Below are 22,532 nucleotides of genomic sequence, written 5' to 3' on the forward strand. Positions count from 1 at the left end.
GCGACTTCTCCTCGTCCCGGCGGGCGCCACCGAAGGCCAGGTCGAAGCGGTGCAGGTCCAGCGCCTGCTTGAGCCCCTCGGTCTTCCAGATGTCGGTGTGAACGGCCGATCCGTGGGTGAACGGGTTGATGCCCGCGGCCAGGGCGTCCGGGTTCTGGTGCACCAGCAGCTGCATCCCCGTCTCGGCCACCAGCTTGTCGCGGAACTCGTACATCTCGCGGAACTTCCACGTGGTATCGACATGCAGGAGCGGAAAGGGCGGCAGTGAAGGGCTGAACGCCTTCTGCGCCAGCCGCAACATCACCGAGCTGTCCTTGCCCACGGAGTAGAGCATGACCGGTCGCTCGCTCTCGGCGACCGCCTCCCGAAGGATGTGGATGCTTTCGGCTTCAAGCTGCTGCAGATGCGTCAGCATCGCGCCTCCCTGCCTCGTCGCTAGCTGTAGGAGATACCCGGATCACACGCACTGCTGTCCGCCGCCGGGGGGCCCGCTGTTGCAGGCTACCTGCTCGAAGGGGCGCTGAGGAGTCCGATTTGTGTGGCCTTGCTGACTGCCTGCAGACGCGAGGTGGCTTCAAGCTTGCGATAGATGTTGGTCAAATGCCTTTTGACCGTGGTCTCACTGATGAAGAGCTCGATCGCGATCTGCCGATTCGGCTGGCCCTGGGCCAGTAACTCCAGCACCCGGCGCTCCTGAGCGGTGAGCGGGCTCTCGGCCGGCGCGGCCCGGCGGTGCACGACCGCGCGGGAGGTGGTCCTGGACGCCGACAGCAGGAAGCCGTCCTGCTCGCGGCGGGTCGAGTCGATGGCCGCGACGAGTTCCGCGCAACCGGCGCTCTTGGCCAGGAAACCGGATGCGCCGGCGTCGAACACCTGCCGCAGGACGTCCGGGTCGTCGTGGACGGTGAGCACCACCACCTTGGTGCCGGGGCTCTCGCGCAGGATCCCGAAGATGGTCGAGCTCACACCCGGGCCGGGCATCTCCACGTCCAGCATCACGACGTCCGGGCGGTGTTCGCGCGTCAGCGCCACCGCCTCGTCCCCGCTGGCGCCCTGGCCGAGCACGACGTGGCCGCCGACCGTGCGGAGCAGCTCGGCCAGACCGGCCCGAAACAGGGCATGGTCATCGACCAGCACCACGCCGACAGCGTCACTCATGGCCACACCTCACAATCGGGTTCGGGCAGCGGGACTCGAAGGCGAACCACCGTACCCTGTCCTGGCCGGCTGTCGATGGTGAGGAATCCGCCTAGCAGCCAAGCACGTTCTCGCATCGACGTCAGCCCCTGACCGCCCTCGGCGCCCTCGCGCGCCGTCACCACGAACGAGCGTCCGTTGTCCCGGATCGTAGCCAGCACGGCTGCCGCTGAGATGTCCGCGGTGACCACCACCTCATCGGCGGCCGAGTGCGTGAACGCGTTGCGCAGGGCCTCCCGGATGATCAGGAACAGCTCGTCGGTGTAACGCGGGGGCAGCGAATCCAGGCCGTCGGCCAGCTCGAGCCGTACCGGGCAACTGCTCCCGGCGTCGGCCAGATACCGTCGCAGCGACTCGGCGAGCCCAGGTCTCTCGCGCAGCAGGGCGCACTGCCTGCGGACCACGGCCTGGGACTCCTGGATGGCAGCGCGGGCAGCCGCCAGCTTCTCCTTCGCCTGTGCGCCGGCGGATTCGGCATGGGTCTCGCAGAGTTCGAGCTGGTGCAGCCCGACGGCGAGCAGCGGCGCCAGCACGTCGTGCAGCTGCCGGGCCAGCCGGAGGCGTTCGGAGTTCTGCCGCTCCGCCCGGCTCTCGCGCGGCGCGGGCACGGCGGCCAGCCAGTCCAGCACCGCGCGGTGGACCACTCTGGCGGCGGTGAGCTCCGGCGCCGGCGCGCCGGCCCGCGCCAGCGCGTCGGCGACTGTGGGGAGTGCCGCGTCGAAGATCAGCTGGCTCGCTTCCTGAGCCTCGGCACGTGGGTGCTGGGGCCCAACCGCAGCGGGAATCGGCTCCGGGGCGACCTCGGCATCCAGTAGGGCTGCTATCCGGTCCAAGGTCCAGCTCACCCGCTGCATACACGCCTGGGAATCCCATCCGGCTCTCCCGGTGGCCTGCGCCGCGGTCAGGTACCGCTGGGTGATCGCGACCCGGTCAGCTCGGTGGAGCAGCGCAGCAGCATTGGCGATCTTCGCCTGCATGAAATGCGACCTCCTGTTTCATCAAGCTCGCGCTTTCTTAGCGCCAGCAGGCCCTACCACCTTTGGTGCAGTCAAAGTACTACCTTTGGCCCTGGTTGCCCAGAGATAGCGGTAATGACTTGTCTGCAGGTTTATCGCCAGGTCAGATTGGCAGCGCACGCAGACACTAGGCAGACATCCGCGTTCTCGGAGAGGGGCTGACTCGTGCAGAATTCCGAATTTTTCGGCCGGCGGGTGGGCATCGCGTTGTCCGGCGGGCTCTCCAGCCTAGCCGTCGGGGCGAGGCTGCTGGAGGACGGGCACGACGTGGTGGGGCTGGCCGGCTACCTCGGCCAGTGCGAGCCGGCGGAGTTCGATTCCTTCGTCGACACGGTGCGGGCAAGCGGGATGCCGGTGCGAACGGTGGACCTGACGCCGGCGATGGCAACCGCCGCGCTCGATCTGATCGCGTTCGACGGTCACTACGACGGCGGGTACTGGAACACCACCGGCCTATCCCGTGAGGTTATCGTGGCAGGGCTGGCGGATGAGTTCCACGACGCCAAATGCGAGGTCCTCGCCCACGGCTGCGTCGGCGGTGGCAACGATCAGCGGCGCTTCGAACGAAATGGCGCCCGTTATCTGCCCGATATACCGGTATTCGCCCCATGGACCGATCCCGAGATGCGGGCAAAGATGCCCGACCGGGCGGCGATGGCCGAATATCTGGACCGCCGCGGGTTGGTTCCCATGCCCGGCAATACCGCCGAACACTCGATCGAGGGCAATCTGGCAGGCGTCTCGCACGAGGACGCGTCGCTGGAGGATCTGCGCACCACTCCCCGGGCGCTGCCGCGCCAGCTGGGCGTGGCTCCCGAGGAAGCCCCCGACTCGATCACCACCCTGACGATCGGCATCGAGCGCGCCCGTCCGGTCGAGTTGGACGGCAGGCGGCTGCCGCCGGCCGAGCTCCTGCGGCAGGCCAACCTCATCGCGGGCCGGTGCGGACTCGGCCTGGTCGACGTCTTCGAGAACCGGGTGAACGGCACCAAGTGCCGGGGCGTGTACGAGGCCCCGGGCATGCAGCTGCTGTCCTCGGCGGTGCGGACGGCCTACGAGACGGTGACCGACCGGGCTGCCGACGAGCTCCGGCGCACGCTGTCCCGGGTGGTGGGCGTCTCGGTGTACGAGGCGACGACGGGCTCCCTGGCCGCGCGGGCGGCGCGCGCCGGCCTGGAGGAGATGGCTCGCCTGGTCAACGCCGTCATCGAGCTGGAGATCTACAAGGGCGCGGTGATCGGCCGCGCCATCAAGGATGTCGACCACGCCGCGCAAGTGGTTCATCAACGCAGGTTCGCCGGCACTGGTCACAACTGGGCGTCGGGCCCGCTGACCGTGTCCAGCGCTGCCTGGAACGGGAGCTGAGGCAATGGACAACCGCACGTTCGGCCGGCTCGGCTGGTCGGTGAGCGAGGTCGGCTACGGCATGTGGGGGGTGGGCGCCGGGCCGGGTGGCTGGCAGGGCGCCGATGACCAGGAAAGCCTGGAGGCGCTGCAGCTGGCAGTCGATCTCGGCTGCAACTTCTTCGACACGGCCTGGATCTACGGCCGTGGCCACAGCGAGCAACTCCTCGGCCGCCTGCTCAAGGACAACTCCGGGCAGCGGCTCTACGCAGCGACCAAGGTGCCGCCCAAGGACCGCGCCTGGCCCTCGACGCGCGCCTCGCTGCTGTCGGATGTGTTCCCCTACGACTACGTGGCCGAGTACCTCGACAAGTCGCTCGCCAACCTCGGCGTGGACCGCGTGGACCTGCTCCAGTACCACGTCTGGGAGGACTCCTGGGTCGACAACGACGAGTGGCTCGAGTCGATAGCCCGGATCAGGTCCGCGGGCCTCGCCGAGGGCATCGGCATCAGCATCAACCGGTGGGAGCCCTGGAACGGGGTCCGGGCGGTCGAGAGCGGGCTGATCGACAGCGTCCAGGTCATCTACAACATCTTCGACCAGGCGCCCGAGGACACCCTGTTCCCGGCGTGCCGGGCCCACGACGTCGCCGTGATCGCGCGAGTGCCCTTCGACGAGGGAACGCTGACCGGAGCGATCACCCGCGAGACCACCTTCAGTCCCGACGACTGGCGGGCCTCCTACTTCGTTCCGGAGAACCTGGAGTCCTCGGTCACGAAGGTGGAGGCGTTGAAGGCTGACCTGCCGCCGGATGCCAATCTCGCCGACATCGCCCTGCGCTTCATCCTCGCAAACCCTGATGTGGCAACGGTGATCCCAGGGATGCGCCGCAGCGAGCACGTACGGCGCAACATCGCCAGCAGCGATGGCCAGCCGCTGTCCGATGAGCTGATGACGACCTTGCGTGCGCACCGCTGGGACCGCGAACCGACCGAATGGTCCCAATAACAAGGAGAAACCATGGCCCAGGTAACCACCGCGGCGCCACTCGGACTGTGGAGCGCGCCGCGGTCGATGTCGACTGCGTTCTTCCGGATGATGGCCGAGCGCGATGAGTTCTGCCTGATCCACGAACCGTTCTACGCCTGCGCCAACGACCAGCCGGTCGAAGTCGCGGGCCGCACCTTGCGCGGCGCCGCCGAGGTCATCTCCTTCATGCGGCACAGCGCCCAGCCGATCTTCTTCAAGGAGACGACCGAATACCGGCACGCGCGCCTGTTCGCCCGGCATCCCGAGCTGCTGGAGATGACGCACACGTTCATCATTCGGGATCCGCGGCGAGTGATCGAATCGCACTACGCCCTCAACCCGAAGGTGCCCTGCGACGAGATCGGCTTCGAGTACCTCGCTGAGATCTTCGAGCTCGTGCGCCGCGAGACCGGCGTCACGCCGGTCGTCGTCGATGCCGACCAGCTGGTGCGCGACCCGGCCGGCGTGGTCTCGGCGTACTGCCGCCGGGTGGGTCTGGCCGAGCGCCCGGAGGCGCTGAGCTGGACCCCGGCCGAGCGTCCGGAGTGGGCGGCGACCAATCGCTGGCACCAGGACGCCGCGGCCAGCACCACATTCCAGCCTGTCGAGCGCAGCTACGCAGTGACCACCGACAACAACGAGCGGCTCGCCGGCTACCTCGAATACCACCTGCCGTTCTACCAGCAGCTGCGGAGCTTCAGCCTCACCACGACGGGCAGCCAGCCGTGACAGCGGCCTACCGGGCGCTCAACGGCCTGAGCCGGCCCTACCCGGCCGAAGAGACCTCGCTCGACCTCATCGATCAGCAGGTCCTCATCTCCCCGGACGCCATCGCCGTGGTCTACGGCGATCAGGAGCTGAGCTACCACCAGGTCGACCGGTTGGCCAATGAGTTGGCCGCCAACCTGCTGGAGCAGGGCGCGCAGCCGGGCCGGCTGCTGCCGCTGCTGGTGTCCGACGGCCTGGAGCTGCCGCTGGCCATCCTGGCCGCCATGAAGGCCGGCATCCCGTTCGTGCCGATGGACCCTCGCTGGCCTGCCGACCGGACCGCCGCATTGCTGACGACGCTGCAGACGGATCTGCTGGTCGCCGGTCCGCGCACCCCGGAATCAGCCACGTCCGCCGGACGGCGGGTCTACATCGATGCCGGGCTTCTCAGCGGCGCGGCCGACCGGCCTGATGTGCCACGCCCGGAACGGCCCGACATCTTCTACGGATTCTTCACCTCAGGGACCACCGGCCTGCCCAAGTGCACGCTCAACCACCATCGTGGCCTGCTGAACCGCTTCACCACCATGACCCGGTTGTTCGGCGGCGGGCATGTCGCGCTGCAGAACAGCCGCTCGGTGTTCGACTCGTCGTTGTGGCAGCTGCTCTGGCCGCTGACCTCCGGCGGCACGGTGGTGATGCCGGTTCGTCAGGGCCTGCTGGATCTGGAGCAGACGGTGCGCCAGATCGGTCGGCACGGCGTCACCATCACCGACTTCGTGCCGTCCATCTTCGCGGTGCTGGCCGATCTGGTGCACGCCGATGCCGAGCTGGCACAGCAGGCGTCGAGCCTTCGCCGGGTGCTCCTCGGTGGCGAGGCCATCAATGGCGCCGCTGTCCGCCGGTTCCACGAGGTGCTGCCGCACGTGGAGTTCACCAACACCTACGGCCCGACCGAGGCCTCCATCGGCAGCGTCTTCCACACCTTCCGGCAACCGCCCGGCGACGGCGCGGAGATCCCCATCGGCTTTCCGATCGACAACACCTCGGTCGTCATCGTCGATGACGACCTGAGCCCGCTGGGTCCCGGCCAGACCGGGGAGCTGCTGATCGGCGGGGACTGCGTGGGCTACGGCTACCTCGCCGACCCCGAACGCACCGCGCGCAGCTTCATCGCCAATCCCTTTCCGGAGATTCCCGGCGAGCGCCTGTACCGCACCGGTGACCTGGCGCAGTACCGCGAGGACGGCCTGCTGTACTTCGTCGGCCGCGCCGATGACCAGATCAAGCTGCGCGGCGTACGGATCGAGCCGACCGAGGTGGAAGTTGCTCTCACCCGGCTGCCGGGCATCCGGGAGGCCAAGGTCTTCGCCGACGGCGAGCTCGATCGCGCCCAACTGATCGCCGCGGTGATCAGCGACCACCCGGTGACGACGGAGCTGCTCGACGCCGCTCGTTCGGTGTTGCCCCCCGAGTTCGTGCCCGACCGGTTCGTCCGGCTGGAGCAATTGCCGCTGTCGGCGAACGGCAAAGCGGACCGGCGAGCGCTGGCGGCCTTCGTCCGAGAGGCCGAAGCCAGGCGTGACCGCCAGGCCGCGAGTGACGGGGTTCGAGCCCGGATCGAGCGGGTGTGGGCCGAGATCCTGCCCCTGGGCGGCCACGACCCGGACACCTCGCTCTTCGACCTCGGTGGCACTTCCCTGTCGGCCCAGCGCCTCGCGCTTGCCTTGCGTGCCGAGTTCCGGCGTCCGATCACCGTGCACGACATCGCCGCTCATCCGACGGTGGCAGCCCAGGTGGCATTGCTGGAATCCGAAGGCGAACAGGCCCCGCATCCTGCCGAGCAGGTGCTCGCCGACCAGCACCTGGATGCGTGGTCGGAGTGGCGTCCGCCGCCGAGCAGCCCGCCCCGTTCCATCCTCCTGACCGGCGCCTCCGGCTTCATCGGCGTCCACCTGATCGAGTCGTTGCTGCGCGAGACCACTGCCACGATCAGCTGCCTGGTACGCGCTGAGGACCGGCAGGCAGCGCACCAGTTGCTGAGCTCGCGGCTGAGCTACTACCAGCTCCCCGACCTGCTCGACGATCCGCGGGTCCGGATCGAGGTCGGCGATCTCGCGCTGCCGCGACTGGGGCTATCGGATGAGCGTCACACCGCGCTGGCCGACAGCGTCGATGCGATCGTCCACTCGGGCGCCCAGGTGAACCTGGTGACGCCGTATGCGAAGCTGCGGGCGACGAATGTGGCCAGCGTGCGGGCATTGATCGAGCTGGCGCGCTGCGGGCCGCCCAAGGCGATCCACCACCTGTCCACCCTCAGCGTCCTGCCGCGTGGCACGGCGGTGGACGAGGACACCTGCCTGGTCGAGGAGAATCTGCCGGCTGACGGCTACAGCCAGAGCAAGTGGTGCGCCGAGAAGCTGTTGATGGCCGCTCGCGATCAGGGTCTGGCCGTGCACATCTACCGGCTCGGCGAGGTGATGCCGCATACCTCGACCGGCATCCCGAGCCATACCGGCAGCCTGACCGAGATGCTGCTGGAGGGGTGTCGGCAACTCGGAATGGTGTTCCGCACCGGGGCAGCCAGTGATTTCAGCCCCGTCGACGCGGTGGCGGCGTTCATCGGCCGGGCCATCGCCAAGGCCGACCGGACGGCCCCGCTCGGCGCCTGCTACCACGTGGCCGGCAAGCACGACCTCGCCCTCGATGACGTGCTCGACCGGTTGAGTGTCATAGCCGGCCTGAAGGAGGTCAGCTACGGCGAGTTCTGGGAGCGGCTCCAGGACGCATCGAAGGAGAAGGACGCGCCGCAGGCGCTGCAGAAGCTCGGGCTGATCCTGCCGGAACGGCCGAGGGACGAGCTGGCGGTGCTGGCTGATCAGTTCTTCACCTCGACCTCGCCGGCCTACCGGCACAACTTCGTGGCGCGCTGCGACCAAGTGGGCCTCACCTGGCCCGAGATCGACGCCGCGGTGCTGGAGACCTGGTGCCGAGGCGCGACTGCTGTTGTCCGGTAGGGATCAACCGCTGGCAAGAAAAGGAAGAGGTCGAACATGGCCACGATCGTCCAGAAGTACGGTGGGTCGTCGCTGGCTGACCTTGATGCGATGGCGAGGGTCACCCGCCGGATAGCCGCTACCGCCCAAGCCGGGCACCAGTTGGTCGTGGTGGTGTCGGCGATGGGCGACACCACCGACCACTTGCTCGACCTCAGCCGGCAGCTGACGAGCTCGCCCGACCCCCGCGAGAACGACCTGCTGCTGGCCACCGGTGAGATCACCTCGATGACGTTGCTGGCCATCAGCCTCAACGCCGCGGGCATCGCGGCGCAGTCGTTCACCGGAGCCCAGGCCGGCATCATCACCAACGAGGTCCATGGCTATGCCCGGATCCTGCGGGTCAGGGCCGACGCGGTACGCCGAGCACTCGCCGACGGCAAGGTCGTTCTGGTGGCCGGCTTCCAGGGCGTGGCCGAGCGCTCGGGCGAGGTCACGACGCTGGGCAGGGGCGGCTCGGACACCACCGCCGTCGCGTTGGCCGCAGCGCTCGGGGCCGAGGTGTGCGAGATCTACACCGACGTCGAGGGGGTCTACACCGCCGACCCGCGGCTGGTCCCGGACGCGGTCAAACTGGACTGGCTCGGGTACGACGACATGCTCGAGCTCGCCGCGCACGGCTGCAAGGTGCTGCACGATCGATGCGTGGAGTACGCGCGCAACTGCCAGGTCGTCATCCACGTCCGGTCGTCGATGTCGGAGGAGCCGGGGACCTGGGTCAGCGCCAGGCGCGGCGGCGAGCACGATGCCGAGCGGTCGCCGTTCAGCAGGGTCATCTCTGGGATCGCCCACGACGCCTCGCGGGCCAGCCTGGTCGTGCATGCCGTCGCCGACATCGGGCCGGACAGCGTCGCCCCGCTGGTGCGCACCGTGGCCGAGGTCGGGGTGCCGATCGAGAACCTGCATGCCAGCCCGGTGAATCCGATGACCGGCAACTTCGACGTGACGATCACCCTCGAGGGCGGGGACGGGCCGCGGGCAGCCTCGGCGCTGATGGCCACCCAGCAGGCGCTCAACTTCAGCTCCCTGAGCTACGACGACAAGGTCGGCTCGGTCTCCGTGGTGGGCAGGGGGATGCGGTCGGACCCGACCACGACATCGGAGTTCATCCAGGCGCTGCTGGCGGCCGACGCCCCCGCCTACTCCATCACCGCCTCGGACAAGGCGATCTCGGTGACCACCAGCTCAGCTGCGCTGCCCTCGGTGGTGCGGGCGCTGCACAGCACGTTCGGAATGGACCGCACAACCTGACACAGGCGGCCGGGACGGCCCAACTGTTATGGTGATTCGGGTGATTCGGGCGACGAGGAGGCACGATGTTGACCGCATCAGTGCTCGGGCCCTTCCTCATCGCCGTGGTGGTGATCTGCGTGGCGCCCGGTCCGGACATGGCTTTCGTGATGGCCTCCGGACTGTCGCGAGGCCGCCGTGGGGCGCTGCTGGCGGCAACGGGCGTCAGCGCCGGTGTGACGGTCTGGGTTCTGATCACCGCCTTCGGGCTCGGCACCCTGGTCACCGAGCTCCCGGAGATCTCCACCGGGCTCCGGGTGGCCGGCGCCTGCTATCTCGCCTACCTCGCGTGGGACACCTGGCGCAGCGCCGGTAAACACGCCGAGGACAACGCCGGCGATTACGGCCAGCGAATGTTCTGGCGCGGCACGATGACCAACCTGGCAAATCCCAAAATGGCGTTGTTCTTCACGGCCTTTCTGCCGCAGTTCGTCGACGCCGATAACGGTTCGGTCATTCTGCAATTCGTCGTGCTGGGCCTGATCATGCAGGCGGTCGGCTGGATAGTGGACGCCGTGGTCGGGGTGGCGGCCGGTGGCGCCCGTGACCTGCTGGGCCGGCGGCCCGGCATCCGCACGAACCTGGACCGTGCTGCCGGTGGGGTCTTCGCCGCTCTGGCGATTGCGGTGGTAATCGAATTGATGATCACCTGAGTTCGATCGCAGCCGCCCTTCATCGACGATTCTGGTGACGCTCTGAGAGCGGTGCTGACTCACCGTAAATAAGCACCCATCTGCGGCGAATAGGTGCTGCGACATCACGCTGCGATCGGCGTTCAGGCGGCAATCTTCTGCGACTATCTGCGACATGCGGGACGACGCGGCACCGGGCGGAACCGGCGTCCCGGCATTCCCGTCCGAGGACCTGCCGGCAACCGGCGAGCTGCCGGCGTCCGATCCGACGCAGGCGGCAGCCGAGGATGCCCTGGCAGCCGCTCAGCACAAGCTCGCGGCCGCCCGCGCCCGATTGGCCGAGGCCCACAGCGAAGCGCAGACGCTGATCCGCGACGCCACCGATCAGGCGATGCTGGTCGCGGCCGCTGCGGAGCAGGCCGCCGAGTCGATCCTGGCCGAAGCCCGGACCGAGGCCGAGCAGGAGCGGGAGCAGGCCAAGCTGACCGCCACGGCGTTCCGCGCCCAGGCCGAGCAGATCCTGCTCGGCGCCCAGCGTGAGGCCGAGCAGCGGCACGCCCACCTGGCAGCCGATCTGACCCGGTCCTGGAGCGAGCACGAACGCGAGCTGCGTGAGCTGCTCGCCGTCGCGCACGCCGAAGCCGCCGAGATCCGGACCGCGGCCGACCAACACGCCGCCGGCGTGCTCGACCAGGCACAGCAGCAGGCGGTCCTGCTGCTCAGCACCGCCCAGGATCGCCTCGAGCAGGCCGAACGCGACTCGGCAGGTCTCCGTCTTGCCGCCGCCGAGGAGGCTGCCGCCCTGCTCGACCGGGCTCGGGACGAGGCGGCCCGTGAGCTGGCCGCCGTCGCCGAGCAGACCGCCTGGGCGCAGCAGACGGTCACCAGCCTGGTAGGAGCCGCGCACCTGGAGGCCGACCGGATCCGCGGCCAGGCGCATGCCGAGGCGGCTGCCGCGCTGCGCCACGTCCGGCTCCGGGTCAGCGGGGTGCTGGCGTCGGCATCGGAGAAGCTGCGGCAGCGGCGCAGCCAGCTGGAGCACGAGATGCTCGCCGCGGCCGAGGTCCGCGAGCGGCTGCTGACCGAGGCGGCGGTCGAAGCGACCGCCGTCCTGGCCCAGGCGCGGCAGCAGGCCGCGGATGCTCTCGCCCAGGCCGAGGAGGCCACCGTCGGTCACTACGACCGCGCCGAGCGGCGGCTGGCCGAGGCCGAAGCGGGCGCTCGCGCGGTTCGCGAGCAGGTCGCCGAGCAGGTCGGGCAGTCCCAGCGCGAGATGTACGAGGTGCGCCGCGCGGCCAAGGCCGAGGCCAGCATGCTGATCAGCGACGCCCGCGCCGAGGCCGAGGACCTGCGCGCCCAGGCCTGCCAGCTGCTGGCGGAGGCCCGTGCCGAGGTCGCGCTGCTGGCCGAGCGACGCGATGCCATCGCCGCCGAGCTCGGACAGCTGTCCGGGGTGATCGCGGCACTGGCCGGCCCGGGCGATGCGCCTGTACCGGGGGCAGCTGCTCCGGCATCCGAGGTCGTGTCGGCCATCGATGCGCCCGACCCCGCCTCGGCCATCGAAGCGTCCGAATCCGTCTCGGCGTCCGAACCGATCGAGACCGCGGCCGCCGAGGTGTCGGTAGACCGCCTCGCGGTGCCGAGCTGGCTGATCACGCACCAGGGCACGGACCGGACCGTCGAGCAGCAGCCGGTCGAGGTACCAGGCGACGCCCGCGACATCGCCGACGTCGACAGCACCTTCCTACTCGAGCAGATGATGAGAGCGGCGGATGATCCAGAACAGCAACGAAGCGTTCCGGACGGTAATGCGTGGCTACGACCCCGCCGAGGTCGACCGCCGGGTGGCTGAGCTGATGGCCGCCGCTGCCGCCGCCGAGCAGCAGGCAGCCGAGCTGACCCGCCGGGTCGAGGAGCTGACCGCCTCCGAAGCGGCAGCCCGGCCGCCTGCCGATCCCGACCCGTACCCCAGCAAGCCGAGCTTCGCTGATTTCGGCGCTCGGATCGGGCAGATCCTCACCCTGGCCAGCGACGAGGCCGACGAGCTGCGCGGCGCGGCGGCCGCCGAGGTCAACCGCAGGCTCCTCGAGCTGGACGCCGCCAGCGCCCGCATCATGGCCGAGGCCGACCGGTACGCCGAGCAGACCAGGACCAGCGCGGACCAGGACGCGACCCGCATCCTGGACGAGGCCAGGCGCGGCGCCGACCAGATCATCGACGAGGCCAACCGGCACGCCGCTGCCCGCCGGGCCGAGGCCGAAGCCATCTACGAGGGCCAGCGTGCCCAGGCGGCGCAGGCGGCCAACGACTTCGAGCAGCAGCTCGCCCAGCGCCGGACCAAGGTCGAGCACGATCTGCGGCAGCGCACCGCGATCGCCGAACGGCAACTGGCCATCACCCGCGAGCACGCCGACCAACTACGCGCCGAGACGGAGCACGCCGCAGCCGCGGCCGCCCGTGAGGCCGCCACCCTGATCGCCGAGGCCGAGCGCAAGGCCGAGCAACTCGTCGCCGACGCCGTCGCCCGCGCTGACCGGATCCACGCCGACTCCGAGCGCGAGCTGGCTGCCGCCACCCAGCGCCGGGACAGCATCAACGTCCAGCTGGCCAACGTCCGGCAGATGCTGGCGACGCTGACCGGCCCGGGCTCGAGCGGGCCGGCAAGTGAAGGCTTCGAAGAGGAGCCCGCCGCCGAACCAGCCGAATCCCGATCACCCGTGCCACCGAGGCGGCCGATGCCCAGCCGGCCGCGGCCGGTCAGCTCCTGAGGATCGCGCCTCAGCCGGCGGTCGGCCGCGGATACTCCCGCCTGCTGGTATCGGCCTCGATGAGCCGGTTCAGGGTCTGCTGGACGTCGTTGGCCCGGGGGATGTTGACCAGCGTCTCCTGCCCGTTCTCGCCGGCCGATTCGATGTGCAGGGTGCCGGACCGGAAGAGCCGGTCCCACAGCGTCTGCTCGTAGGCCACGTCGCTGATCCGGCCCAGCGTGATGTCGCGTCCGGAGTGATTGAACACCCCGCGCCGGATCAGCACCCGCCGGGTGGTGATGACGTAGTGGGTGCACCGCCAGCGGATCACCGGGGCCAGGGCCAACCAGACCAGCAGCACCAGTCCGACCGCCAGGATCGCCAGCAGCAGGGCCTGGCGGGCAGTCTGGTTGTCGCCGCCGTCCGGCAGGAAGGCAAGGCCGACACCGCCCAGCGCGCAGATCACCAAGAAGGCCAGCACCGATGGAACCAGCGTCAGCCAGTGTGGGTGCAGGTGCTCGACGACCTCTTCATCGTCGTTGAGCAGCTTCTCCGGATACGGCATCTGACAACCCTTCAAAGATCCGCGCGTTTGGTTTAACGCTCACGAATAATCCCACGCAAATGGGTCACATCACCGGCAGCGACGCCGACCGGTGCGCCGCCACCTGCCGGCTGCACCAGCAACCTTCCGCCATCATCGAGATCCACCGCCCGGCCGATCAGCGTGTGGCTACCCAACTCGACCGAGACCTCGCTGTCCAGGGTCGCGCACACGGCGCGGTATCCGTCGGCCAATCCGCTGGATCGGGCGTCCCCACCGTGCGCCTGCCAGGCGGTGTACACGCCGTCGAACCTGCCCAGGAAGCCCACCAGCAACTCAGCGCGGTCCAGCTCCCGATGGCCTTCGAGCAGCAGGGAGGTGGCCGTCTCGACCGGCAGCTCCTCCTGGCGGGTCGAGACGTTCAGGCCCACGCCGACGGCCACCGCGCCGTCGCCGGACTGCACGAGGATGCCGGCTGCCTTGCCGCCCCGCGCGCCGAGCAGCAGGTCGTTCGGCCACTTCAGCCGGGCCTGGGAGCCCAGGGCGCGGGCCAGCGCCAGCCCGGTCAGCAACGGCAGCCAGCCCCACGTCGAGACCGGCGGCGCCGGCCGCAGCAGCACCGAGAAGGTCAGCCCGGCGCCGGGCGGGGACTCCCAGCTGCGGCCCAGCCGCCCCCGGCCTCCGGTCTGCAGCTCGGCGACCAGCACGGTGCCCGCGGCGGCGCCGGCAGCCGCGGCGGCCAGCAGGTCGGCATTGGTGGAGCCGGTCTCGGCCACCGCCTCGACCAACCACCGGCCGGCCAGCCGGGCGGTGACGGCATCGGCGTCCACCGGCTGCCGCAACTGCTCCGCTGGGCGGGTCATGACCTCATTGTGGCCGCGGAGTTCCGTTGGCGGGGCAAAACGCGTGAGGCGGCCGCGAGGTCGGTCACTCCCGCAGGCTGACGGCGTACCGGTCGGGCTAGGCTCAGCGCTCATGAGTGCTGACGTGGAGCCGGTCGCGGCAGAGCCAAGGGCCCAGCCGGGTCCGGCCCTTGATCTGCACAGCACCGCCGGCAAGCTCGCCGAGCTGGAGATCCGCTACGACGAGGCGGTGCACGCCGGGTCGGCCAGGGCCGTGGCCAAGCAGCATGCCAAGGGTAAGAAGACCGCCCGCGAGCGGGTCGCGCTGCTGCTGGACGAGGGCTCGTTCGTCGAGTTCGACGAGCTGGCCAGGCACCGCTCGACCATGTTCGGCCTGGAGGCCAACCGTCCGTACGGCGACGGGGTGGTCACCGGCTACGGAACCGTGGACGGCCGGCCGGTGTGCGTGTTCAGCCAGGACGTCACCATCTTCGGCGGCGCGCTCGGTGAGGTGTACGGCGAGAAGATCGTCAAGGTGCAGGACTTCGCCCTCAGGACCGGCTGCCCGCTGATCGGCATCAACGAGGGCGGCGGCGCGCGCATCCAGGAGGGCGTGGTCTCCCTCGGCCTCTACGGCGACATCTTCTACCGCAACGTGCAGGCCTCCGGGGTCATCCCGCAGATCTCGCTGATCATGGGCGCCGCGGCGGGCGGGCACGTCTACTCACCCGCGCTGACCGATTTCGTGGTGATGGTCGACAACACCTCGCAGATGTTCATCACCGGCCCGGACGTCATCAAGACGGTCACCGGCGAGGACGTCAGCATGGAGGACCTGGGCGGAGCGCGGGTGCACAACACCACCTCGGGCAATGCCCACTACCTCGGCGCCGACGAGCAGGACGCGATCGACTACGTCAAGGCGCTGCTGTCCTACCTGCCGAGCAACAACATGGACCTGGCGCCGTGCTTCACCCCGGCTTCCGAGGACGCCGACACCGCCGGAGACCGCGACCCGTTCCTGGACACCTTCATCCCGGACTCGCCGAACCAGCCCTATGACATGCACACCGTCATCGAGCACCTGGTGGACGACGGCGAATTCCTGGAAGTGCAGGCCCTGTTCGCGCCGAACATCATCTGCGCCTTCGCCCGGATCGACGGCCAGCCGGTCGGTGTGGTGGGCAACCAGCCGATGTTCCTGGCCGGTTGCCTGGACATCGACGCCTCGGAGAAGGCAGCCCGGTTCGTGCGTACCTGCGACGCCTTCAACGTGCCGGTGCTGACCCTGGTCGACGTCCCCGGCTTCCTGCCCGGCACCGATCAGGAGTGGCAGGGCATCATCCGGCGTGGCGCGAAGCTGATCTTCGCCTACGGCGAGGCCACCGTCCCCAAGATCACCGTGATCACCCGCAAGGCCTTCGGCGGCGCCTACGACGTGATGGGGTCCAAGCACCTGGGCGCCGACATCAACCTGGCCTGGCCGACCGCGCAGATCGCCGTGATGGGCGCCCAGGGCGCGGCGAACATCCTGTACCGCAAGGAGCTGAGCGAACTCGCTGACGACCTACCCCGGCAGGAGGCCCGGCGCGCGGAGTTGGTCGCCGAGTACGAGGACGCCCTGGTCAACCCCTACATCGCGGCCGAGCGGGGCTTCCTCGACTCGGTGATCCCGCCGTCGGAGACCCGGGCGCTGATCGTGAAGTCGCTGCGGATCCTCAAGACCAAGCGCCAGTCGCTGCCGCCGAAGAAGCACGGGAACATCCCGCTGTGAGCGCCACCGAACCGGTCTTCCAGATCACCTCCGGAAACCCGACGCCGGAGGAGACAGCAGCGGTCACCGTGCTGCTGCTGGCGATAGCCCGGGCGCGGCCGGCCGGCCCGCAACCGGCGCAGCAGATCGGTGGCTGGGCGGATCCGGCGCTGCGGCTGCGGCGACCGCTGCCGCCTGGTCCGGGCGCCTGGCGGGCGTCGGCCTGGTACTGACCACCCGCCGATTCCTCAGGGCAGTTCGTAGGGCGGGGTGGTGTCGCCGAACACCTCGGCGCAGCCGCAGTCGCCACCCTGCTTGGCGGGCAGTTCCGCGAGCGTGGCCACCAGCAACTCCCGCAGCTTCGGCAGGTTCGCCGCGAACGTCTCCAGCACCTCGGCGTGGGTGACGCCGGTGCCCGCCTCGACGCCGGCATCGTGATCGGTCACCAGGCACAGCGAGGTGAAGCAGAGCGCGAGCTCACGCGCCAGCGCGGCCTCGGGCATCGCGGTCATGCCGATGATCGTCGCGCCGCTGCGGCGGTAGTCCAGTGATTCGGCGCGGGTGGAGAACCGCGGGCCGTTGATCACCGCCAGGGTTCCCGATCCGGTCAGCGGCAGGCCCGCCGTCTGAGCTGCCCGCTGGACGGCCGCCCGGCCGACCGGGCAGAACGGGTCGGAGAACGACAGGTGCGCCACGCCGCGCTCGCCGTCGCTGTAGGTGTGCGGCCGGCCCCAGGTCCGGTCCAGGATCTGATCGGGCAGCACCAGCGTGCCGGGGCCGAGCTCTTCGGCCAGCGAGCCGACCGCCGAGCCGGTCACCACCTGCCGGACCCCCAGCGACCGCAGCGCCCACAGGTTCGCCCGATAGGGCACCCGGTGCGGCGGAAACCGGTGGTCGACCCCGTGCCGGGGCAGGAACGCCACCCGCCGGCCCGCCAGCGAGCCGACGGTGACCTCGCCGCTGGGCTCGCCGTACGGGGTGTCCACCGGCACCGATTCGGCGTCTTCGAGCAACGAATAGAAGCCGGAACCGCCGATGACGCCGATCTCTGCCCGGAACGTGTCGGCTTGGAAGGTCGCAGTCACACCGCACACGGTAGCGAGCCGCACGGCCCCAGACTCTGCGCCCCGCCCGGCTTGGCGTTGGGCCCTGCTCCGCGAGATAGTAGGACGTCAGAACATCGAAGTCCGTCACCAGCCGGGAGCCACGAGATGCAGCGCAGGCACTACGACGAGGACCACCTCGCCTTCGGCGACGCGGTACGCACCTTCATCACCAAGGAGATGCAGCCGGACTACTTGGCCTGGGAGGCGGCCGGGCTCGCCCCGCGCGAGCTGTTCCGGGCCGCCGGCGGCAACGGCTTCCTGGGCATCCAGGTGCCCGAGCAGTACGGCGGCGGCGGCACCGAGGACTTCCGGTTCAACCAGATCCTGGGCGAGGAGCTGATGCTGGCCGGCGTGGGCGGCGCGGGCCTGGGCATCACCCTGCACAACGACATCTGCCTGCCGTACTTCCTCCGGTACTGCACCGACGAGCAGAAGCAGCGCTGGCTGCCCGGCATCGCCTCCGGTGAGCTGATCACCGCGGTGGCGATGACCGAGCCGGGCGCGGGCTCGGACCTGGCCGGCATCCGCACCTCGGCGGTGGCCGACGGCCCAGGTGCTGACAGTGACCTGATCGTCAACGGCTCCAAGACCTTCATCACCAACGGCATCAACGCCGACCTGGTGATCACCGCGGTGCGCACCGGGCCGGAGCGGCACAAGGGGCTCAGCCTGGTGATCGTGGAACGGGGCATGCCCGGCTTCGAGCGCGGCCGCAACCTGGAGAAGCTGGGGCTGCACTCCCAGGACACCGCCGAGCTGTCCTTCACCGACGTCCGGGTGCCCAAGGCCAACATCCTGGGTGAGATCGGCTCGGGCTTCCTCGGGCTGGTGTCCAACCTGCCGCAGGAGCGGATGTCGATCGCCATCTCCGGCGTGGCCGGCGCCCGCGCCGCGCTGAACTGGACGATCAACTACGTCCGGGAGCGCAAGGCGTTCGGGCAGTCGATCGGCTCGCTGCAGAACACCCGGTTCGTGCTGGCCGAGATCGCGACCGAGGTGGACGTCGCGCAGGCCTACATCGACCAGTGCGTCAATGCCCTGCTCGTGGGCGACCTGAGCCCGGAGGACGCCGCCAAGGCCAAGTGGTGGGCCACCGAGCTGCAGGGCCGCGCGGTCGACCGGTGCCTGCAGCTGCACGGCGGCTACGGCTACATGCAGGAGTACCCGATCGCCCGCGCCTACGCCGACGCGAGGGTGACCCGGATCTACGGCGGCGCCACCGAGATCATGAAAGAGATCATCGGCAAGTCGCTCAAGCTCGGGTAAGCGCGGGTGGTGCGGTTCCTGCTGGCCTCGGCCTCCTCAGGACGGCTGCGGACGCTGCGCAACGCCGGCGTCGAGCCCGAGGTCGAGGTGTCCGGCGTGGACGAGGAGACGATCACCGCGCCCACTCCGGCCGACCTGGTGCGCGAGCTGGCACGCGCCAAGGCGGTCGCGGTCGCCGGCCGGCAGCGCGGGACGCTGCTGGTGCTGGGCTGCGACTCGCTGCTCGAACTCGACGGCCGTGCTCTGGGCAAGCCCTCCTCGGCCGAGGAGGCCCTTGCGCGCTGGCAGGCCATGCGAGGACGGACGGCGGTGCTGCACACCGGCCACACCCTGATCGAGGTGGCGGACTCGGTGACCGTCCGGGTGCTGGACCGGCTGGCCAGCACCGAGGTGCGCTTCGGCGATCCGTCGGATGCCGAGATCGAGGCCTACGTCGGGACCGGCGAGCCGCTGCGGGTGGCCGGCGCCTTCACCGTGGACGGCTTCGGCGGCTGGTTCATCGACGCGGTGGCCGGCGATCACCACAACGTGGTGGGCCTGTCGCTGCCGCTGCTGCGCCGAATGCTGCTGGAGTTCGGCTACGCCGTGTCGGATCTGCCAGCGCAACCAACCTGAGGTTGCCGAGATGGGTTAGACCGGCGGGACGCCGTGCCGCTTGTCCGCCAGCGGCCGTGCCTTGCCCGCCAGCGCCGCGAACCGCTGGGCGATCTCGGCCCGCAGCTCGGACGGGTTGATGATCGCGTCGATCACCAGGTCGGCGGCCAGCCGCAGCAGGTCGACGTCCTCCTCGTACTCGGCACGCTTGGCCTTGACGAACGCGGCCTGCTCCTCCGGATCGGCGATCTCGGCGATCTTGTTGGCGTAGACCGCATTGACGGCCGCCTCCGGCCCCATCACCGCGACCCGGGCGGTCGGCAGCGCGATGCAGGCGTCGGGCATGAAGCCGGGTCCGTCCATCGCGTACAGGCCGGCCCCGTAGGCCTTGCGGACCAACACCGACACCTGCGGCACGTTGGCCTCCGACACCGCGGTGATCATCTTCGCGCCGTGCCGGATGATGCCCTGGCGCTCCACCTCGGAGCCGATCATGAAGCCGGGCACGTCGGCGAGGTACAGCAGGCTGATGTTGAACGCGTCGCACAGCCAGATGAACCGGGCGGCCTTGTCGGCCGAATCACCGAAGAGCACGCCGCCGCGGACCGCGGAGTTGTTGGCCACCACGCCCACCGGACGCCCGTCGATCCGGGCCAGCCCGGTGATCAGCTCGGCGGCGAACTCGGGCTTGACCTCGAAGAACGAGTCGGCGTCGATCAGGCCGTCGATCACCTCGTGCATGTCGAACGGCATCGACTCGGCGGCCGGCACCACATCGTCGGACAGCTCCACCTCCGGCGCCTCGGCGGCGTAGGACGGGGCGGGCTGGCGCCAGTTGAGCGGCAGGTAGGAGAAGAACAGCTTGGCCTGCTCGATGGCGTCGGCGTCGTCGGTGGCGAGGTTGTCGCCGCACCCGGAGACGGTGGCGTGCATCCGCGCGCCGCCCATCTCCTGCAGGCTGACCTTCTCACCCACCACCATCTCGGCCATCCGGGGCGAGCCCAGGTACATCGAGGCGTTGGCCTCCACCATGATCACGATGTCGCAGAACGCCGGGATGTAGGCGCCACCGGCGGCCGAGGGTCCGAACAGGCAGCAGATCTGGGGCACCTTGCCCGACAGCGCCACCTGGTTGTGGAAGATCCGGCCCGCGCCCCGGCGGCCGGGGAACAGCGCCACCTGATCGGTGATCCGGGCCCCGGCGGAGTCGATCAGCCAGAAGATCGGCAGCTCCTCGACCAGGGCGCGCTCGGTGATCCGGATGATCTTCTCCACCGTCCGGGCGCCCCAGGAGCCGGCCTTCACGGTCGGGTCGTTGGCGACCACCAGCGCCGGCCGGCCCTCGATGAGCCCCTGGCCGGTGACCACCCCGTCCGCCGGCAGCCCGGTCGCGGTGGCGTTGGCCAGCTGCGCGTCCTCGACGAAGGAGCCCTCGTCGAACAGCAGCGCGATCCGGTCCCGGACGTAGAGCTTGTTGGCGTCGGCGAGCTTGGCCGCGGCCTTGGCGTGCGGGGCAAGGGTGGCCTGCCGCGCCACGGCTACCTTGTCGGCGTCACTCACGTCAGGGATCCTCTCGGTGCTGGTCGGGTCGGACGGATCGTGCTGCGATTCGCGCGTCGGGACGACCGAATGTAGAACAGTCGGCTCGCGGCAGGGCGCGGTGGCTACTCGACGGGCAGGCCGAGCGCCCGGGCGATGACCATCCGCTGCACCTCGGAGGTGCCCTCGCCGATCTCCAGGATCTTGGCGTCGCGGTAGAACCGGGCCACCGGGTACTCCTCCATGAAGCCGTACCCGCCGAAGACCTGGGTCGCGACCCGGGTGGCCGACACCGCAGCCTCGCTGGAGAACAGCTTGGCGATCGCGGCCGCGTGCTTGACCTCCTTGGTCGAGCGGCCAGCGTCCTTGAGCCAGGCGGCCTTGTAGGTGAGCGTCCGGGCCGCCTCGACGGCGACCGCGAGATCGCTGATCGCGAACGCGACGGCCTGTCGCGCGCCGATCGGCTTGCCGAAGGTGTGCCGCTGCTGGGCATAGCGCAGCGACTCGTCCAGGCAGGCCTGGGCAAGCCCGACCGCCAGCGCGGAGATCGCGATCCGGCCGTCGTCGAGGATGGCCAGGAACTGCTTGAAGCCGGTGCCGCGGGTGCCGACCAGGTTGGCCTCGGGCACCCGGCAGTCGTCGAAGACCAGCCCGTGGGTGTCGGAGATCCGCCAGCCGAGCTTGTCGTAGGCCGGCTGCACCTCGAAGCCCGGCGTGCCGCTGGGGATCAGGATCGCCGAGATCTCGGGCTTGCCGTCGACGGTGCCGGTACGGGCGGTCACGGTGACCAGCGAGGTGATGGACGAGCCGGAGTTGGTGATGAACGCCTTGGCGCCGTTGACCACCCAGTGGCCGTCGACCAGCTCCGCCCGGGTCTTGGTGGCGCCGGCGTCCGAGCCTGCCTCCGGTTCGGTCAGGCCGAAGCCGGCCAGGGTCCGGCCGGCCACCAGATCGGGCAGCCAGCGCTGCTTCTGCTCATCGGTGCCGAAGCTCAGGATCGGGTTGATGCCCAGGCCCACGCCCGCGGACAGGGTGATGCCGATGGACTGGTCCACCCGGCCGAGCTCCTCGATGGCCACGCACAGCGAGGTGAAGTCCGCGCCCGCGCCGCCGTACTCCTCGGGAACGACCAGCCCGAACAGGCCGAGCTCGCCCATCTTGGGAATCAGCTCGACCGGGAAGTAGTGCTCGCGGTCCCACTTCGCCACGTGCGGGGCGACCTCGGACTCGGCGAAGTCCCGAACGACCTTGCGGAACACTTCGTGGTCTGCTGACAGCTCGAAAGACATGGCCACTCCCCGGCGCTGGACGAGCCGTCCCGGCTGGCGTGGTCGGGCGAGCGGCTCGGAGGCTTGAGTTGACGTTTACGTCAACGTTAAGCACTATAACGCCATGACCTCGGCAACGGAAGCCAGCCGGACGGACCGCACATGGACCGTGGGTGAGCTCGCCGACGAGCTGGGCATCACCACCCGGACGCTGCGCTTCTACGAGGCCGAGGGGCTGATCGCCCCGGCCCGGGCGGGCTCGGCACGGGTCTATGACCACCGCGACCGGGCCCGGCTGCGGCTGATCCTGCGCGGCAAGCGCTTCGGGATGTCGCTGTCGGAGATCCGCGAGATCGTCGACATGTATGACGGGGCGGCCAGCTCCGAGCGCCGCCAGCTGGAAATCCTGCTGGCCCGGCTGGGCGAGATCGGCGAAGACCTGCGGGCCCGCGAGCGCGACCTGGCCCGGACGCTGCGCGAGGTCGCCGAGGTGGCCGCCCAATGCCGGGAGCGGCTCGACCAGCTGCCCTAGGTCTTGGGTAGCCTTCGCAGCACACCCCGCCGGAATCGCGACGCATGCCCGGTCGCGCAGGTCCGGCC

21 protein-coding genes are annotated in these 22,532 nt (G+C 69.8%); 13 read left to right on the forward strand and 8 right to left on the reverse strand.

The window, feature by feature from the left end:
• The 3 genes from cysD to VF612_RS06435 all read right to left on the reverse strand — a co-directional run.
• The coding region (cysD, locus tag VF612_RS06425; protein WP_408659022.1) for a sulfate adenylyltransferase subunit CysD at positions 1 to 415 on the reverse strand (415 nt) is incomplete at its 3' end.
• 86 nt (positions 416 to 501) lie between these two features.
• Positions 502 to 1,158 (reverse strand): LuxR C-terminal-related transcriptional regulator, encoded by a 657-nt coding sequence (locus VF612_RS06430; RefSeq protein ID WP_408659023.1) that lies wholly within the window; start codon positions 1,156 to 1,158, stop codon positions 502 to 504.
• Positions 1,155 to 2,174 carry a sensor histidine kinase gene (locus VF612_RS06435; protein ID WP_408659024.1) on the reverse strand — a complete coding sequence of 340 codons (1,020 nt, stop codon included), beginning with the start codon at positions 2,172 to 2,174 and terminating at the stop codon, positions 1,155 to 1,157. The genes VF612_RS06430 and VF612_RS06435 overlap by 4 nt, the downstream gene beginning before the upstream one ends.
• Before the next feature lie 204 nt (positions 2,175 to 2,378).
• Here VF612_RS06435 and VF612_RS06440 point away from each other — a divergent pair, with 204 nt between their 5' ends.
• The 8 genes from VF612_RS06440 (at position 2,379) to VF612_RS06475 (ending at position 13,041) form a co-directional block, all read left to right on the forward strand.
• Positions 2,379 to 3,578: an argininosuccinate synthase domain-containing protein gene (locus VF612_RS06440; RefSeq protein ID WP_408659025.1), complete on the forward strand. Its 1,200-nt coding sequence runs from the start codon at positions 2,379 to 2,381 to the stop codon at positions 3,576 to 3,578.
• Between the two features lie 4 nt (positions 3,579 to 3,582).
• On the forward strand, positions 3,583 to 4,566 hold the full coding sequence (locus tag VF612_RS06445) for an aldo/keto reductase (protein WP_408659026.1): 984 nt from the start codon (positions 3,583 to 3,585) through the stop codon (positions 4,564 to 4,566).
• Positions 4,567 to 4,578: 12 nt separating this feature from the next.
• Positions 4,579 to 5,316, forward strand: coding sequence for a sulfotransferase family protein (locus VF612_RS06450; RefSeq protein WP_408659027.1), 738 nt, complete (start codon positions 4,579 to 4,581; stop codon positions 5,314 to 5,316).
• Positions 5,313 to 8,312: a non-ribosomal peptide synthetase gene (locus VF612_RS06455; RefSeq protein WP_408659028.1), complete on the forward strand. Its 3,000-nt coding sequence runs from the start codon at positions 5,313 to 5,315 to the stop codon at positions 8,310 to 8,312. The genes VF612_RS06450 and VF612_RS06455 overlap by 4 nt, the downstream gene beginning before the upstream one ends.
• Positions 8,313 to 8,348: 36 nt before the next feature.
• The gene (locus tag VF612_RS06460) at positions 8,349 to 9,602 is read left to right on the forward strand and encodes an aspartate kinase (protein WP_408659029.1); all 1,254 of its coding nucleotides are present in this window, start codon (positions 8,349 to 8,351) and stop codon (positions 9,600 to 9,602) included.
• A gap of 80 nt (positions 9,603 to 9,682) precedes the next feature.
• Positions 9,683 to 10,294, forward strand: coding sequence for a LysE family translocator (locus tag VF612_RS06465; RefSeq protein ID WP_408659030.1), 612 nt, complete (start codon positions 9,683 to 9,685; stop codon positions 10,292 to 10,294).
• 154 nt (positions 10,295 to 10,448) lie between these two features.
• Positions 10,449 to 12,125, forward strand: coding sequence for a hypothetical protein (locus tag VF612_RS06470; protein WP_408659031.1), 1,677 nt, complete (start codon positions 10,449 to 10,451; stop codon positions 12,123 to 12,125).
• On the forward strand, positions 12,082 to 13,041 hold the full coding sequence (locus VF612_RS06475) for a hypothetical protein (RefSeq protein WP_408659032.1): 960 nt from the start codon (positions 12,082 to 12,084) through the stop codon (positions 13,039 to 13,041). The genes VF612_RS06470 and VF612_RS06475 overlap by 44 nt, the downstream gene beginning before the upstream one ends.
• 10 nt (positions 13,042 to 13,051) lie before the next feature.
• Here VF612_RS06475 and VF612_RS06480 read toward each other — a convergent pair whose 3' ends face one another.
• A complete protein-coding gene (locus tag VF612_RS06480) occupies positions 13,052 to 13,585 on the reverse strand; it encodes a PH domain-containing protein (protein ID WP_408659033.1) in 534 nt (177 codons plus the stop codon).
• A 32-nt stretch (positions 13,586 to 13,617) separates the two neighbouring features.
• Positions 13,618 to 14,427, reverse strand: coding sequence for a biotin--[acetyl-CoA-carboxylase] ligase (locus VF612_RS06485; protein ID WP_408659034.1), 810 nt, complete (start codon positions 14,425 to 14,427; stop codon positions 13,618 to 13,620).
• 112 nt (positions 14,428 to 14,539) lie between these two features.
• On the opposite strand from VF612_RS06485, the gene VF612_RS06490 reads away from it, so the two are divergent.
• Positions 14,540 to 16,180, forward strand: coding sequence for an acyl-CoA carboxylase subunit beta (locus VF612_RS06490; protein WP_408659035.1), 1,641 nt, complete (start codon positions 14,540 to 14,542; stop codon positions 16,178 to 16,180).
• On the forward strand, positions 16,177 to 16,392 hold the full coding sequence (locus tag VF612_RS06495; protein ID WP_408659036.1) for an acyl-CoA carboxylase subunit epsilon: 216 nt from the start codon (positions 16,177 to 16,179) through the stop codon (positions 16,390 to 16,392). The genes VF612_RS06490 and VF612_RS06495 overlap by 4 nt, the downstream gene beginning before the upstream one ends.
• A 15-nt stretch (positions 16,393 to 16,407) precedes the next feature.
• On the opposite strand, the gene VF612_RS06500 is transcribed toward VF612_RS06495, so the two are convergent.
• Complete coding sequence (locus VF612_RS06500; RefSeq protein WP_408659037.1) at positions 16,408 to 17,244, reverse strand: S-methyl-5'-thioadenosine phosphorylase; 837 nt, start codon at positions 17,242 to 17,244, stop codon at positions 16,408 to 16,410.
• 126 nt (positions 17,245 to 17,370) lie between these two features.
• Here VF612_RS06500 and VF612_RS06505 point away from each other — a divergent pair, with 126 nt between their 5' ends.
• A complete protein-coding gene (locus VF612_RS06505) occupies positions 17,371 to 18,531 on the forward strand; it encodes an acyl-CoA dehydrogenase family protein (protein ID WP_408659038.1) in 1,161 nt (386 codons plus the stop codon).
• Between the two features lie 6 nt (positions 18,532 to 18,537).
• Positions 18,538 to 19,146, forward strand: coding sequence for a Maf family protein (locus VF612_RS06510; RefSeq protein ID WP_408659039.1), 609 nt, complete (start codon positions 18,538 to 18,540; stop codon positions 19,144 to 19,146).
• A 15-nt stretch (positions 19,147 to 19,161) separates the two neighbouring features.
• Here VF612_RS06510 and VF612_RS06515 read toward each other — a convergent pair whose 3' ends face one another.
• Together VF612_RS06515 and VF612_RS06520 are read right to left on the reverse strand one after the other, a co-directional pair.
• Entirely contained in the window at positions 19,162 to 20,685 is a 1,524-nt protein-coding gene (locus tag VF612_RS06515; protein WP_408659040.1) for an acyl-CoA carboxylase subunit beta, read from the reverse strand.
• 104 nt (positions 20,686 to 20,789) lie between these two features.
• Positions 20,790 to 21,953, reverse strand: coding sequence for an acyl-CoA dehydrogenase family protein (locus VF612_RS06520; RefSeq protein ID WP_408659041.1), 1,164 nt, complete (start codon positions 21,951 to 21,953; stop codon positions 20,790 to 20,792).
• 103 nt (positions 21,954 to 22,056) lie between these two features.
• On the opposite strand from VF612_RS06520, the gene VF612_RS06525 reads away from it, so the two are divergent.
• On the forward strand, positions 22,057 to 22,464 hold the full coding sequence (locus VF612_RS06525) for a MerR family transcriptional regulator (protein ID WP_408659042.1): 408 nt from the start codon (positions 22,057 to 22,059) through the stop codon (positions 22,462 to 22,464).
• Positions 22,465 to 22,532 lie beyond the last annotated feature (68 nt).

This window comes from Jatrophihabitans sp., assembly GCF_036388195.1.
In the GTDB taxonomy this organism is placed as follows: domain Bacteria; phylum Actinomycetota; class Actinomycetes; order Mycobacteriales; family Jatrophihabitantaceae; genus Jatrophihabitans_A.

Coding starts and splice junctions, on each gene's coding strand:
- VF612_RS06485 (WP_408659034.1), bottom strand. CDS start 14,427: ATGACCCGCCCAGCGGAGCAGTTGCGGCAGCCGGTGGACGCCGATGCC.
- VF612_RS06460 (WP_408659029.1), top strand. CDS start 8,349: ATGGCCACGATCGTCCAGAAGTACGGTGGGTCGTCGCTGGCTGACCTT.
- VF612_RS06450 (WP_408659027.1), top strand. CDS start 4,579: ATGGCCCAGGTAACCACCGCGGCGCCACTCGGACTGTGGAGCGCGCCG.
- VF612_RS06445 (WP_408659026.1), top strand. CDS start 3,583: ATGGACAACCGCACGTTCGGCCGGCTCGGCTGGTCGGTGAGCGAGGTC.
- VF612_RS06480 (WP_408659033.1), bottom strand. CDS start 13,585: ATGCCGTATCCGGAGAAGCTGCTCAACGACGATGAAGAGGTCGTCGAG.
- VF612_RS06475 (WP_408659032.1), top strand. CDS start 12,082: ATGCGTGGCTACGACCCCGCCGAGGTCGACCGCCGGGTGGCTGAGCTG.
- VF612_RS06470 (WP_408659031.1), top strand. CDS start 10,449: ATGCGGGACGACGCGGCACCGGGCGGAACCGGCGTCCCGGCATTCCCG.
- VF612_RS06525 (WP_408659042.1), top strand. CDS start 22,057: ATGACCTCGGCAACGGAAGCCAGCCGGACGGACCGCACATGGACCGTG.
- VF612_RS06520 (WP_408659041.1), bottom strand. CDS start 21,953: ATGTCTTTCGAGCTGTCAGCAGACCACGAAGTGTTCCGCAAGGTCGTT.
- VF612_RS06505 (WP_408659038.1), top strand. CDS start 17,371: ATGCAGCGCAGGCACTACGACGAGGACCACCTCGCCTTCGGCGACGCG.
- VF612_RS06490 (WP_408659035.1), top strand. CDS start 14,540: ATGAGTGCTGACGTGGAGCCGGTCGCGGCAGAGCCAAGGGCCCAGCCG.
- VF612_RS06435 (WP_408659024.1), bottom strand. CDS start 2,174: ATGCAGGCGAAGATCGCCAATGCTGCTGCGCTGCTCCACCGAGCTGAC.
- VF612_RS06430 (WP_408659023.1), bottom strand. CDS start 1,158: ATGAGTGACGCTGTCGGCGTGGTGCTGGTCGATGACCATGCCCTGTTT.